Genomic DNA, 12,292 nt, shown 5'->3' with positions numbered 1-12,292 from the left:
AGGTGGCTCGGATCGTCTGATCGAACGTCGCGTTGCTGAAGGTGGCTCGGATCGTCTGATCGAACGTCGCGTTGCTGAAGGTGGCTCGGATCGTCTGATAGAACGTCGCGTTGCTGAAGGTGGTTCGGATCGTCTGATCGAACGTCGCGTTGCTGAAGGCGGTGCTGATCGCTTGAACGAACTGCGCAACGCTTGAATGAATGGCGTCACGCGCAACACCGCAGAAAAACCCGGCTCCCTCAGCCGGGTTTTTTATGTCTGACGGTTTTACCCGGCCTTGGCCATGCAGCGTTTGTAGCGCTCGTCCACGCGTTTGGCAAACCACGCGGTGGTGAGCTTGCGGGTGATCTTCGGACTTTGCAGAACGATGCCCGGCAACACCGCACGCGGCAACGCTTTGCCCTCGGCCTGCTCGGCCAGCTCAAAAACCCGCTTGTAAAGTTTGCTCTCTTCGAATTCCAGGGTTTTGCCCTTCTCCAGTTGATCGCGAATGCTCGGGTTGCGCATGCCCAGCGATTTGCCAAGGGTGCGCACCGCCAGTTCCGTGCCGCCGGGCATGATCGAGTCATAGCGGATCAGGTCGCCATCGAGCGCCAGCGGGATGCCCGAAGCGCGACTCACGGCATTCTGGAACGCGGCGTTGCGGCTGGCGTACCAACCGGCATTGAAATCGGCGAAGCGGTACAACGGCTCGCGGTAACTGACCGGATAACCGAGCAAATGGGCGATACCGAAATACATGCCGCCGCGCCGACTGAACACTTCGCGGCGAATCGTGCCGTCCACCGGGTACGGATAATCCTTGGCATGCTGTTCGGCAAACTCGATGCTGACCTGCATCGGTCCGCCGGTGTGCACCGGGTTGAAGCCGCCGAACAAGGTGCGTCCCATCGGCACCATGCCAATGAAATCATCGAAAATCGCACTCAGCTCTTTTTCGCTGCGCGCCGCATTCAGGCGTTCGCTGTAACTCTTGCCGTTGGGCGAACGCACTTGCAGGGCACCGCTGACCAGCAGGCTGGGGATGTGCACTTTGGCGGCGCGGCGGTCGATTTCGTCACGGGCGATCTTGCCCAGGCCAGGGACTTTCGGGTCAGCCTGAAAGGTCGATTCCTGCTCGGCCACGGCCAGCACCGAACACAGATTTTGCGTGGTCGGGCTGATGTTCTGCGCGGCGAAGGCGGCGTAGATATCGGTGGCCCAGCCCTGCCGGTCAGGGATTTTCGCCGGCAGCAGCCGGACGATTTCGGCTTTCACCTCGGCGGGTGGGCGTGGCGGCGGTTCGCCGTCGCGCTGGCTGGCGCAACCGGCCAATGCCAGCAATGCCGCGAAGGTGATGAGTAAGCGTGGGGGGTGCATGTTGCGGTATCCAGTCCGTTGAGGCGCCACCACCATACACAATCGCTGGCAAACCGTGGGCCGTGACACAAAGAACACCCTGAACCCTGTGGGAGCTGGCTTGCCAGCGATAGCGGTAGATCAGCCAGAATGATTCTGCCTGTGCCGACGCCATCGCTGGCAAGCCAGCTCCCACAGGTTATGGGGTGTTGTTCAGATCCCGGCCAACGCCAGATCCATCGCAAAGTAGGTGAAGATCAGATCAGCACCCGCGCGCTTGATCGCGCCGAGGCTTTCGCGCACTACGCGTTCTTCATCGATCGCGCCGGCCTGGGCGCCGAACTTGATCATCGCGTACTCGCCACTGACCTGATACGCCGCCAGCGGCAGGTTCGACGCCTGACGGATGTCACGGATGATGTCGAGGTAGGCGCCGGCCGGTTTGACCATCAGCGCGTCGGCGCCTTCCTGCTCGTCGAGCAGCGATTCGCGCAGGGCTTCGCGGCGGTTCATCGGGTTCATCTGATAGCTTTTGCGGTCGCCCTTGAGCGCGCTGCCACCGGCCTCGCGGAACGGGCCATAAAGCGCCGAAGCGAATTTGGTCGAATAGGCCATGATCGGAATCTGGGTGAACCCGGCCGCGTCCAGCGCCTGACGAATCGCTCGCACCTGGCCGTCCATCGCGGCCGATGGCGCGATCACGTCGGCACCGGCACGCGCCGCCGCCACGGCTTGTTTGCCGAGGTTGATCAGGGTCTGGTCGTTGTCGACTTCGAGGTTGTGCATCACGCCGCAGTGGCCGTGATCGGTGTACTCGCAGAAGCAAGTGTCGGACATCACGATCATCTCCGGCACGGCGTCCTTGGCGATGCGCGACATGCGTGAAACCAGGCCGTCTTCACGCCAGGTATCGCTGCCGTTGCTGTCCAGATGATGCGAGACGCCGAAGGTCATCACCGACTTGATCCCGGCGCGCGCGTAGCGCTCGATTTCGCTGGCCAGCTTGCGCTCGGGAATGCGCTGCACACCGGGCATGCTGGTGATCGGCACGAAGTCGTCGATGTCTTCTTCGACGAAGATCGGCAGGACCAGATCGTTCAGGCTGAACTCGGTTTCCTGGAACAGACTGCGCAGGCTCGCATTGCGGCGCAGACGGCGGGGACGTGCTTCGGGGAACTGACTGGACATGGGGCCTTTCCTGAAAACAGCGGATGAGACGAAAGTCGTAGGGGGCGAAGCTTATGCCTTGCGGGGGTTGGGGTACAAACCTGGATCAATCAAGAGAGCTTTACCGGGTTCGCAACAATCTTCAGAACACACCTTCATTCCTTGTGGGAGCTGGCTTGCCAGCGATGGCGGCAAGTCAGTCACCCTTTATGTCGACTGTGCCGGCCCCATCGCTGGCAAGCCAGCTCCCACATGGGATATGTGTAAACCTCAAAGTCAGGAGGGAATACTCAGGCCTCGGACAACAGCAGGACGAGCGAGAAACCGCTCCAGCACCCGCGTGACATTGGGGAAGTTCTGAATGCCCACCAGATCACCCGCTTCATAAAAACCGATCAGGTTACGCACCCACGGGAATGTGGCGATATCGGCGATCGTGTAACGCTCGCCCATGATCCAGTCACGTCCTTCCAGGCGCGTATTCAACACGTTGAGCAGGCGCTTGCTTTCATCGACGTAACGGTCGCGCGGACGCTTGTCTTCGTAATCCTTGCCGGCAAATTTGTTGAAGAAACCGAGCTGGCCGAACATTGGGCCGATGCCGCCCATCTGGAACATCAGCCACTGGATCGTCTCGTAACGCAGCGCGCCTTCCTGAGCCAGCAACTGGCCGCTTTTATCAGCCAGATAGATCAGGATGGCGCCGGACTCGAACAGCGGCAGCGGCTGGTCGCCGGGCCCATGCGGATCGAGGATCGCCGGGATCTTGTTGTTCGGGTTCAGCGACAGAAACTCCGGCGAAGTCTGGTCGTTGGTGTCGAACCCGACGCGATGCGGCTCGTACGGCAAGCCGATTTCTTCGAGCATGATCGAGACTTTCACACCGTTGGGCGTCGGCAGGGAATAGAGCTGAATCCAGTCAGGGTACTGCGCCGGCCATTTCTGGGTGATCGGGAACGCGGACAGATCGGTCATGGGAAGCATCCAGTCACAAATTAGAAGCCGATCATAAAACAGGCCCGCCGCAGCGCCTACACGAACCGTAACATCCTGTCGCTAACCTGCGCTCAAGCTCGCAAAGTTTGCCGTTAAAGTGCCGCACGGCGGGCCGAATCGAACCAAATGGCCCTGCACGACTCTGAGCTATGCCTTTTTGCAGAGGAAGCTGTTCACGACATGGAAAACGCCCGGCGCCGGCAGCCAGTGGTGTAACGGTTTGTCAGCCCTAACTGAATTTGCTGAAGACTTTCTATTTCATGACGAACCTGATGAGTTTCGCCAAACGTTTCAAACACCGTGCCTATGTGGTCCTGCCTTCCCTGCTGGCCGTGACTGCGCTGGCGTTGTCGCTGGAGTCCAGCGAGAGCCGCGCACAGCCGGCCGACGGCACGCAGACGCTGGTGTTTCTGCGCCATGCCGAAAAACCTGAAGGCGGCTTGGGTCAGCTCAACTGCCAGGGCCTGAACCGTGCCATCGACCTGTCGACGCTGTTGCCGGAAAAATTCGGCAAGGCCGACTACGTGTTCGCCGCCAATCCGACGCGCAATGTCGAGGAAGGCGAGCTGGACAATTCCTACAGCTACATTCGTCCGTTGATGACCATCAGCCCCGCTGCGATCAAGCTCGGCCTGCCAGTGAACATCGAATTCTCGGCCAATGACACCAGCGATCTGGCCCGCGAACTGCTGGACGAGAAGTACCACAACTCGACGATCTACACCGCCTGGTCGCACGGCTATCTGCCGGAGCTGATCAACAAGGTCGCGGGCAACGCGGTCGGCAAGAAACAGAACATCACCGAGGACTGGGCGGGCAATGATTTCGACTCGCTGTATGTGCTGACCCTGACCTGGCATAACGGCAAGGCCAGCCTGCAGAGCCATAGTTACAAGCAGGGGCTGGACAACGGCAAGGACACTTGCCCGACCTGAGTTGGGTATCGCCTGATCTTGCCCTATCGCTGGCAAGCCAGCTCCCACAGGGTATGAGGGTGTATATGAATGACCTGTACACCCACAATACCTGTGGGAGCGGGCTTGCCCGCGATGGGGCCAGCAAAAGCGCCATCAGACCTTCTGACTCACCCGCTCGCGCAGATACTCGATCACCGCCCCCCGCTCCCCGGCAAACTCGATCCGCCCGCCCTTCTTCTCGCGCTGGAACACATACATCGGGTCGTAATACTCACGGAGCAAGCCTTCGATCCAGCCGCGATGCAGGTCCACCGCGCCGCTGCGAGCCTGCTCGGCCAGTGCGTCTTCCATCATCAGAAACAGGCGTCGATGACGCTCGCCACCCAGACGTTTCTGCACGTTGTTAAGGCTTTCGAGCAAGCGTTCGGAGAACAGCGTAAAACCCTCCTCGCCATGGACCGCTGAAAACTCCGCCGCCAGATCGGTGACGTAATCACGCAGGATCCGCTCGACGCGATCCTCGAAACGGTCTTCCAGCCAGACCATCGGGTACTGCTGCATGCCCTGATACAGCGCCAGCGGCAAGGCGCAACTGCCGACCACCCGGCTCTCGTCCTCAAGCACGAACTGCTCGATACCAGCATCGCGTTTTTTCAGGATGTCGATGGCCAGACGGTTTTCGAAATCGATGTTCGATGGCTGCCCGGTCGCGCGTTTGCCGAAGCTCGAGCCGCGGTGATTGGCGTGCCCTTCCAGGTCCAGGCCATTGCGCAGTTGCACCAGCACTTCGGTCTTGCCGGTGCCGGTCATGCCGCCGAGCAAAACGAAATCACACTGGCCGATGGCCTTCTCAAGGGTGTCGATCAGAAAACTGCGCATCGCCTTGTAGCCACCACCGACGCGCGGATAGTCGATGCCCGCCTCGTCGCGCAGCCATTGCTGGGTGATCTGCGAGCGCAGGCCGCCGCGAAAACAATAGAGATAACCATCAGGGTGAGCCCGGGCGAAATCGGCCCAGGCCTGGATGCGCTCGGCCTTCGCCGCGCCAGACACCAGTTGATGGCCCAGTTCGATCGCCGCCTGCTGGCCATGCTGCTTGTAGCAGGTGCCGATTTTTTGCCGTTCGGCGTCGTTCATCAGCGGCAGGTTGACCACGCCGGGGAACGCGCCCTTGTGAAACTCGACCGGCGCGCGAGCGTCCATCAGCGGTCGGTCGTTGAGGAAAATGTCGCGGAAGTCGGTGCAGTCGCGGAGCATCAAATCACCTCGACTGCGTTCGTCTGTCGCTCGACCAGTTCGCCGATTGGCGCAAGGCTCAGGCCCAGTTCGGCGGCGACCGCGAGGAATTCCTCGTTGCCCTCCGGCGTCACGGCGATCAGCAGACCGCCACTGGTTTGCGGGTCGCACAGCACGCGTTTGTGCAGCTCCTGGACGCGGCCGACCTGTTTCGCGTAGCTGTCGAAATTGCGCAAGGTGCCGCCGGGCACGCAGCCCTGATCAAGGTAATACTCGACGCTGTCCAGACGTGGCACGCGGTCATAGGCAATGCGTGCGGTGAGCCGGCTGCCTTCAGCCATTTCCACCAGATGCCCGAGCAGGCCAAAACCGGTGACGTCGGTCATCGCGGTGACGCCGGCGAGTTTGCCGAAACGGCTGCCGGGCTTGTTCAGGGTGCACATCCAGTCACGAGCCACACCGATGTCGGCGGCGCGCAGCTTGCCCTTCTTTTCGGCGGTGGTGAGGATGCCGATGCCCAGCGGTTTGGTCAGGTACAACAGGCAACCGGCGGTGGCGGTGTCGTTGCGCTTCATGTGGCGCTTTTCCACCAGACCGGTCACCGCGAGGCCGAAAATCGGCTCCGGCGCATCGATCGAGTGCCCGCCGGCCAGCGGAATGCCCGCCGCGTCGCACACCGAGCGGCCACCGCGAATCACTTCCCGCGCCACTTCCGGCGCCAGCACGTTGACCGGCCAGCCGAGGATCGCGATCGCCATCAGCGGATCACCGCCCATCGCATAGATATCGCTGATCGCGTTGGTCGCGGCGATGCGGCCGAAATCGAACGGGTCATCGACAATCGGCATGAAAAAGTCCGTGGTCGACACCACGCCGCGCTCGGCATCGATCTCGTACACCGCCGCGTCATCACGCGAGGCATTGCCGACCCACAATTTTGGGTCGAGGTTCTGCGCGCCACTGCCGGCCAGGATCACTTCCAGCACCTGCGGAGAAATCTTGCAGCCGCAACCGGCGCCGTGGCTGTATTGGGTCAGACGAATCGGCTCGCTCATGGGAGGGTCTCTGGCAATGAATGGGGCGGATTCTAGCAGAGCGCGACAAGGATCATGGGCGCTGGCGTCTGCCAAACGTCTTGGCGAACAGGCTCGCCGCTATAGGGTTTGGCGCTGGATGCAGCTTTCTGATCGATCCGTCATGAAATGCCGCGAAAGCCACGATATTTCAGCGTCTTGCCAAATCTGGTACGCCTTGTGCAAACGTTTGCCTGTCACCCATGCCAGCGTTTTCGTGACAAACCGTAATCGCCCACGGAACTGCGGGCCCGGATCCACAAAAAGGACTTTGCATGCACTTCGCCTCGTCTCATCGCGCACCGTTTTTGCGCACTTGCGCTGTATCCCTGCTACTGACCGGCGTTACCGGATTTCTCAGCCACAGCGCCTACGCGCAACCGGCGCCCGCCGAAGAATCCGCTCAGGGCGAGAGCCTCAGCCCCGAGGCCAGCCCGCCGAAAAAAGGTGCGTACCTGTCGGACTGGTACAACCAGGACCTGACCCTGATCGGCAGCAAGGACATCAGCTTCGGCCCGCAACCGGCCGATGACATTTATCTGGAATATGAGTATTTCGGCCGCAAAGGCCCGTTCGAACTCTACGGTTACATCGACGTGCCGAAGATCTTCAACATCGGCAACAGCCACGACAAAGGCGTGTGGGATCACGGTTCGCCGGTGTTCATGGAGCACGAACCGCGCATCTCCATCGACTACCTCGCCGGCCGCAGCCTGGCCATCGGCCCGTTCAAGGAATGGTACGTGGCGTTCGACTGGATCTACGACCACGGCAGCCGCAAGGAAAACCGCGCCAACACGCTTTACAGCGGTTTCGGCACCGACATCGATACGCACTCGCGGGTCAATCTGTCGGCCAACCTGTACGGTCGCTATCAATGGGAAAACTACGGCGCGAGCAATGAGTATTCGTGGGACGGCTACCGCGCGCAGCTCAAGTACATCATCCCCATCGATAAATTCAGCAACGGCGCGTCGCTGACCTACATTGGCTTCACCAACTTCGATTTCGGCTCGGACCTGCACAAGGACGACCCGGCGCGCACCGCCAACGCGACGGTGGCGACCAACGTCTTGCTGTACTCGTTCACGCATGTGCGCTTCACCCTCGTCGGCCGCTATTTCCACAACGGCGGCAACTGGGATGATGGCAGCGAGCTGAATTTCGGCGACGGTAATTTCCGCGCGCGTTCCAACGGCTGGGGTTACTACGCCGGCATCGGTTATCAGTTCTGACTCAAGGAGTTTTGCATGCAAGCCATGAAACGTTTGACCCTGGCCGGCACGGCCCTGCTCGCTTCCACTGCATGGGCGAACGAGGCACCGATTCAACCGAAAGTCGTGCTGATCACCATGTTCGCCCCCGAGGCGCAGCACTGGATCGACCGACTCGAGCTGAAACAGGAAATCCGCGTGCCGGGGCTGTCCGCCGAATACCCAAGCATCCGTTGCAACGCCCAGCAGGTGTGCCTGCTGACCACCGGCATGGGCCAGACCAACGCCGCCGCCTCGACCTTGGCACTGGCCTTGTCGCCGAAATTCGACCTGCGCAAAAGTTACTTCCTGATCGCAGGCATCGCCGGCATCAGCCCAAAACACGGCACCATCGGCACCGCCGCGTGGGCGCATTATCTGGTCGAGTTCGGCACGCAGTGGGAGCTGGATTCGCGCGATGCGCCGGCGAGCTGGCCGACCGGGTACCTGGGCATCAACACCCAAGGCCCAAACGAAAAACCACCGCTGGACTACAAGACCGAAGTCTTCGAACTCAACCCGACACTGCAAGCCAAGGCCTTCGCGCTGAGCCACAAGGTCGAGTTGAGCGAGAGCAAGGAATCGGCGGCGTGGCGGCAGAAATATCCGTCCGCCCCGGCCAACCAGCCACCGGTGGTGACGCGCTGCGATACGCTGGCCGGCAATACCTGGTTTTCCGGCACACGGCTGAGCGAACGGGCCGAGGTATGGACCAAGCTGCTGACCGACAACAAGGGCGAATATTGCACCACGCAACAGGAGGACAACTCCACGTTTGAAGCGCTGTTACGCGCCAGCCGCGAAGGCCTGGTCGACGTGCAACGCCTCGCCGTAGTCCGCGCCGGCTCCGACTTCGACCGCCCGCAACCCGGCGGCAGCGAAGTCGACAACCTGCTCAAATACGCCGATCAGGGTGGTTTTGTGCCGGCGCTGGAAAATCTGTATCGGGCCGGTAACCCGCTGGTGCAGGACATTCTGAAAAACTGGTCGGCGTGGGAAAAAGGCGTGCCCGCCTCTTAAGACACACTCAGCCCCCTGTGGGAGCGGGCTTGCCCGCGATCGCGTCAGGTCAGGCAACCTTTCTCTCGCCTGTTCCATTGCCATCGCTGGCAAGCCAGCTCCCACAGGTTTCAGGTTGTTAGAGAAATTCGAAGTGAGTCAGGGGATGAGGATGATCTTGTCCCCGCCACCCTGATTTACTTCGGCATACCGCGCGAGCCCTTCAGCCAACGGCACCTCAACCAACCCCTGCGGCAACGGCAGCAAATCCTCATCGAAAAACCGCCCGAACTGCTCGAGCATCGCCGCGCACGCTTCAACGCCATACAGCAGCGAGTTGATCCCCACCACCGAACCGCCCTTGCGGTACAACGCCAGTGCTGGCAGTTGCACGTGACCGTCCACTGGCGCGGCGATGATTGCGATGCGCCCGAACGTCGCCAACGCCGCCACCGAGGCCGGCAACCAGAAACCGGTGGTGTCGAAGATCACATCGGCGCCGCCGCGATACACCGCGTTGACCTGCGCACCGAGGTCTCCGGGTTGCTCCAGTTGAATCGTCTGATAACCCTGCGCCTGCAAGTCGGCCACTTGTTCGGGACGCCGCGCGGCAGCGAGCAACTGTGCGCCGCGCACTTTGGCCAGGGCCAAAGCAGCCGTCGCCACCGCCCCGCCGCCGATCACCAGCAAACGTGTGTCGGCGCGCACCAGACTGCGTTCCAGCGCATCCCACGCCGTGGTGTACGGCACGCCGAGGCTGGCCGCTTGAGCGAAGCTCAGGTGCGATGGCTTGCGCGCGATGCCGCTGGTCGGCAGCTTGACGAATTGCGCATGGGAGCCATCGGCGAAAAAGCCCAGTTCACGGCCCGTTCCCCAGACTTCCTGACCGATCAGCGCTTGCGGCCCTTCGACCACCACCCCGGCAAAATCCCGCCCGGGAATCCGCGGCAGCGTGGTGTAAGGAAAACGGCCGAGGACGTTTTTCACATCGCTGGGGTTGAGGCCGGCCGCTTTGATCTGCACCAGTACTTCATCAGGGCCCGGCACGGGTGTCGGCACCTCGGTGTAACGCAGGGAAGACAGGTCGCCGGTTTTATCGAATTGCAGAGCTTTCATAAAACGATTCACCCATTTAAAAAATCAGGACAGCCAACCGGCAACCAATTGCCGGCCCATCGGCCATAACTGTTCACCGGCGAGCATGCCGAGCAGGCCGACCAGCGCAATGGCCGGCGGTGCGGGAGAACGGAAATCGAGCGCGCCATAGAGCAGGCCGACGACTAGGCCAATGGCCGAAGAAATGAGGTAGTTCATGAAAGGAACTCCGCCGCGATAAGTGATCGGCAGAGTCTAGGGAATGAGACGGAGCGGTATCGGCCAAGGACTTCTGAATTTCGGACAAAAGCCCAATTCACAAAGAACCTTGTGGGAGCTGGCTTGCCAGCGATAGCGGTGGGTCAGTCAACATATCCGCCGAATGCCAAGCCGCCATCGCTGGCAAGCCAGCTCCCACAGGGATCTCACAAATCAGACATTTTTCCTACACAGCAAATTGCGAAGGCGCCACCCCCAGTTCACGCCGGAACATGTCACTGAAGCTGCTCGGCGAGTAACCCAGCTCCCGCGCGATGGCACTCACTGCGACGCCCTGAATCAACTCCGCCACGGCTGTCGCCAGTTGCACCTGACGCCGCCATTCGGCGAAGCCCATGCCGAGGCTGTCCTTGAACAGCCGCGCGAGGGTGCGCACGCTGGCTCCGGCGTTTTCCGCATGCTGCTCGAACGGCAGTGCCAGCGACGGCGCCGCCATCACCGCCTGACACACTCTCATCAGGCGCCGATCGGAATCGTCCGGCAGCGGGACCTTTAATGAAGAACGCCGCGCACGCCTGAGCTCGAGCAAGGCCAGCCCGACCAGCGCCTCGTAGTACTCGGGTTCGCCGCTGTCACCCTGCGCCACCAGCCCGACAATCAGCTCACGCAGCAAACCGCCGACCTCGATCACCTGCACCGTCGCATCCAGCGTCGCCGCCAGCGCCGGGCGCAGATAGATATTGCGCATCTGCAAGTCCGACACCACGCGAATGGCATGCGGCACACCCGGCGGCAACCACACCGCCCGCTGCGGCGGCACCACCAGCGCTTCGTGCGGCGTCTCGACCCACATCACCCCGCTCATCGCATACAGCAACTGCCCCCAGACGTGCTCATGGGGTTCGATGAACAACCCGCGCGGATAGGTGCGCGCCAGCGGTTGCACCGGCACATCGGGGTCACTCAGATCGGGGGGCGCAGCAAGGGCCATGGCGAGCATTCATTGGGGCTGGCGAAGGCGCCATGGTAACCAGCACGCGCGACGCTCGCCAATCATCGCTACCGTCGGACAATCCGACTGAATTTTCGCGACGCCCTGCGATCCGTTAATTACCACAGGGAGGAATACCGGCTTTATGAACAACGCAAAACTTTTTGTTATCGACTACACCCTTCACGGTACGCCCAAGTCGTTCATTATCCGCTCGGACAAAATGGACAATGCCGAAGCCTGGCACTGGGCGAGCTGCGACGCCGGCGTCGGCCGAATCCCGCGCTTTGGCCGTGAAAAGGTACAAAAGACCAGCAAACCGATGGCGGAAAAATTCGGCCTGGAAAACGTCACATGGCGCCAGACGCATTAACTACCCAGTCGCTTGCGGACGAGGGAGAAGCACTGATGGACATCCTTTACCACCCGGCGCGACTGGACTACGGCCTGACCACGTTCTTCGGCCAGATCAGCAAAACCGTAGACTGCGAAGTCGGCCTCGAGACCGTTGCGGACGATCCTTATCGCTTTACCTTATGCGTCAAGGCGCCGGTACCGGATGATCTGGACCAGGCGAAGATCGTCGTGGTGAAAGTGGATGGGCGTACGCTTCAGGGCAGTGTTCGGGAGACGGAGCCGCTGCAGGATGGCGGGATGAAACTTCAGGTAGAGCCTGATTGATCAAAAGCCCCTCACCCTAGCCCTCTCCCAAAGGGAGAGGGGACTGACCGAGGTGACCTTGAGAGATACGCCAACTTGAAATACCGAGTCGTACGCGAAATTTGAAAAGCCCAAAAATCGGCTCCCTCTCCCTCGGGAGAGGGCTGGGGTGAGGGGCAGCCACACCACCAATCCCAAGCCAGCCACCCGCCTCTAACCACTCAACAATGAGCGTTAGCTCGCGTGCTTTTGATCTTGATCTTGCCTAACCAGCGACATCGGAAGGCTGAGCGCAGGGATCGATCCGGGCGTGGGAGCGCAGCGACCGTCTGGCGCAGCCAGACACAG

At 61.1% G+C, this 12,292-nt stretch carries 13 protein-coding genes and 1 pseudogene; 6 read left to right on the top strand and 8 right to left on the bottom strand.

Going from position 1 to position 12,292, the window contains the following annotated elements:
* Positions 1 to 196, top strand: a pseudogene (locus ACYYKW_RS25800) (phage infection protein); the annotation flags it as partial.
* Positions 197 to 267: 71 nt separating this feature from the next.
* On the opposite strand, the gene ACYYKW_RS25795 reads toward ACYYKW_RS25800, so the two are convergent.
* The 3 genes from ACYYKW_RS25795 to ACYYKW_RS25785 all read right to left on the bottom strand — a co-directional run bounded on the left by ACYYKW_RS25795 (position 268) and on the right by ACYYKW_RS25785 (position 3,480).
* Positions 268 to 1,359, bottom strand: coding sequence for a DUF1615 domain-containing protein (locus ACYYKW_RS25795; RefSeq protein ID WP_464991518.1), 1,092 nt, complete (start codon positions 1,357 to 1,359; stop codon positions 268 to 270).
* Between the two features lie 192 nt (positions 1,360 to 1,551).
* On the bottom strand, positions 1,552 to 2,526 hold the full coding sequence (hemB, locus tag ACYYKW_RS25790) for a porphobilinogen synthase (protein ID WP_464991517.1): 975 nt from the start codon (positions 2,524 to 2,526) through the stop codon (positions 1,552 to 1,554).
* 255 nt (positions 2,527 to 2,781) lie between these two features.
* A complete protein-coding gene (locus ACYYKW_RS25785) occupies positions 2,782 to 3,480 on the bottom strand; it encodes a glutathione binding-like protein (protein WP_206416537.1) in 699 nt (232 codons plus the stop codon).
* 281 nt (positions 3,481 to 3,761) lie between these two features.
* On the opposite strand from ACYYKW_RS25785, the gene ACYYKW_RS25780 reads away from it, so the two are divergent.
* Positions 3,762 to 4,436 (top strand): histidine phosphatase family protein, encoded by a 675-nt coding sequence (locus tag ACYYKW_RS25780; RefSeq protein WP_093100101.1) that lies wholly within the window; start codon positions 3,762 to 3,764, stop codon positions 4,434 to 4,436.
* A 135-nt stretch (positions 4,437 to 4,571) separates the two neighbouring features.
* Here the strand turns inward: ACYYKW_RS25780 and mnmH are convergent, their stop codons facing one another.
* Together mnmH and selD are read right to left on the bottom strand one after the other, a co-directional pair.
* Complete coding sequence (gene mnmH, locus ACYYKW_RS25775) at positions 4,572 to 5,675, bottom strand: tRNA 2-selenouridine(34) synthase MnmH (protein WP_464991516.1); 1,104 nt, start codon at positions 5,673 to 5,675, stop codon at positions 4,572 to 4,574.
* Complete coding sequence (gene selD / locus ACYYKW_RS25770) at positions 5,675 to 6,709, bottom strand: selenide, water dikinase SelD (RefSeq protein ID WP_464991515.1); 1,035 nt, start codon at positions 6,707 to 6,709, stop codon at positions 5,675 to 5,677. The genes mnmH and selD overlap by 1 nt, the downstream gene beginning before the upstream one ends.
* A gap of 293 nt (positions 6,710 to 7,002) precedes the next feature.
* On the opposite strand from selD, the gene ACYYKW_RS25765 reads away from it, so the two are divergent.
* Together ACYYKW_RS25765 and ACYYKW_RS25760 are read left to right on the top strand one after the other, a co-directional pair.
* The gene (locus tag ACYYKW_RS25765) at positions 7,003 to 7,962 is read left to right on the top strand and encodes a nucleoside-specific channel-forming protein Tsx (protein WP_464991514.1); all 960 of its coding nucleotides are present in this window, start codon (positions 7,003 to 7,005) and stop codon (positions 7,960 to 7,962) included.
* Between the two features lie 15 nt (positions 7,963 to 7,977).
* A complete protein-coding gene (locus tag ACYYKW_RS25760) occupies positions 7,978 to 9,000 on the top strand; it encodes a purine-nucleoside phosphorylase (RefSeq protein ID WP_464991513.1) in 1,023 nt (340 codons plus the stop codon).
* Positions 9,001 to 9,138: 138 nt separating this feature from the next.
* Here the strand turns inward: ACYYKW_RS25760 and ACYYKW_RS25755 are convergent, their stop codons facing one another.
* The 3 genes from ACYYKW_RS25755 to ACYYKW_RS25745 all read right to left on the bottom strand — a co-directional run bounded on the left by ACYYKW_RS25755 (position 9,139) and on the right by ACYYKW_RS25745 (position 11,293).
* Positions 9,139 to 10,095 carry a quinone oxidoreductase family protein gene (locus ACYYKW_RS25755; RefSeq protein WP_464991512.1) on the bottom strand — a complete coding sequence of 319 codons (957 nt, stop codon included), beginning with the start codon at positions 10,093 to 10,095 and terminating at the stop codon, positions 9,139 to 9,141.
* 24 nt (positions 10,096 to 10,119) lie between these two features.
* Positions 10,120 to 10,293 (bottom strand): DUF1427 family protein, encoded by a 174-nt coding sequence (locus tag ACYYKW_RS25750; RefSeq protein WP_464991511.1) that lies wholly within the window; start codon positions 10,291 to 10,293, stop codon positions 10,120 to 10,122.
* A 226-nt stretch (positions 10,294 to 10,519) separates the two neighbouring features.
* Positions 10,520 to 11,293, bottom strand: coding sequence for an AraC family transcriptional regulator (locus ACYYKW_RS25745; RefSeq protein WP_464991510.1), 774 nt, complete (start codon positions 11,291 to 11,293; stop codon positions 10,520 to 10,522).
* A gap of 136 nt (positions 11,294 to 11,429) precedes the next feature.
* Between ACYYKW_RS25745 and ACYYKW_RS25740 the strand changes: the two genes are divergently transcribed.
* Positions 11,430 to 11,657, top strand: a complete 228-nt coding sequence (locus tag ACYYKW_RS25740) for a DUF6555 family protein (RefSeq protein WP_090284584.1) — start codon at positions 11,430 to 11,432, stop codon at positions 11,655 to 11,657.
* 35 nt (positions 11,658 to 11,692) lie between these two features.
* The gene (locus tag ACYYKW_RS25735) at positions 11,693 to 11,965 is read left to right on the top strand and encodes a hypothetical protein (RefSeq protein WP_336356001.1); all 273 of its coding nucleotides are present in this window, start codon (positions 11,693 to 11,695) and stop codon (positions 11,963 to 11,965) included.
* Positions 11,966 to 12,292 lie beyond the last annotated feature (327 nt).

It is taken from the genome of Pseudomonas sp. 15C (genome assembly GCF_055484735.1).
The sequence above is the reverse complement of the archived record's forward strand: the minus strand, read 5'-3'. Positions and strand labels throughout refer to the sequence as shown.